The sequence below is a fragment of the Streptomyces sp. NRRL WC-3549 genome (assembly GCF_000721935.1).
Lineage (GTDB): Bacteria > Actinomycetota > Actinomycetes > Streptomycetales > Streptomycetaceae > Streptomyces.
On sequence record NZ_KL585438.1, the window covers coordinates 32519 to 33411 of the forward strand.

Below are 893 nucleotides of genomic sequence, written 5' to 3' on the forward strand. Positions count from 1 at the left end.
CCCTCGCCCTGGCCCTGGTGCTGACCGCCCGGCCGCCGCTGCTCCTGCTGGACGAGCCGACCCGCGGCCTCGACTACGCGGCGAAGGCCCGCCTCGTCGGTGTCCTGCGCGAGCTGGCGGGCGAGGGCCACGCCGTCGTCCTGGCCACCCACGACGTGGAGCTGGCGGCGGAGCTGGCCCACCGGGTGGTGATCCTCGCCGACGGTGAGGTCGTCGCCGACGGCCCGACCGCCCGGGTGGTGGTCTCCTCCCCCGCGTTCGCCCCGCAGACCGCGAAGATCCTGGCCCCGCAGGAGTGGCTGACCGTGGGCCAGGTCCGTACGGCCCTGGAGTCCGGCCCGCCGTCGGAGGCGCCCGTATGACCGGTCCCCGCCGGGTGAGCCCGGTCCGTCTCGGCCCGCGGGCCGTCACCGCGCTGGTGCTGGTCGGGGCGGTCGGCCTGATGGCGTTCGGCTGGCCGCTGCTGGCGTCCGGCGCGAGCGCGGGGGTCGCCCACCCGCAGGACGCGCCGTGGCTCTTCGCCGTCCTGCTGGTGCTGCTGGTCGGGGTGGCGGTCGCGACCGTCGCGGACGGCGGACTGGACGCCAAGGCGGTGGCGATGCTCGGGGTCCTGGCGGCGGTCGGCGCTGCGCTGCGCCCGCTGGGTGCGGGGACGGCCGGGCTGGAGCCGATGTTCTTCCTCATGGTGCTGAGCGGCCGGGTGCTGGGCCCCGGCTTCGGGTTCGTCCTCGGCTCGGTGACGATGTTCGCCTCCGCCCTGCTGACCGGCGGGGTCGGGCCGTGGATGCCGTTCCAGATGCTGTCGATGGGCTGGTTCACCATGGGCGCGGGCCTGCTGCCGGGCACCGAACGGCTGCGGGGCCGCGCCGAGCTGCTGATGCTGGCGGCCTACG

2 protein-coding genes are annotated in these 893 nt (G+C 76.4%); both read left to right on the top strand.

Features of this window, described 5'->3' with window-relative positions; genetic code table 11:
- Positions 1-362: AAA family ATPase (locus IH13_RS0132540; RefSeq protein WP_031090122.1), on the top strand; the 362-nt coding region annotated here is incomplete at its 5' end.
- Positions 359-893 (top strand): ECF transporter S component (locus IH13_RS0132545; protein ID WP_031090124.1); only part of this gene is annotated, 535 nt, incomplete at its 3' end. The genes IH13_RS0132540 and IH13_RS0132545, both read left to right, overlap by 4 nt.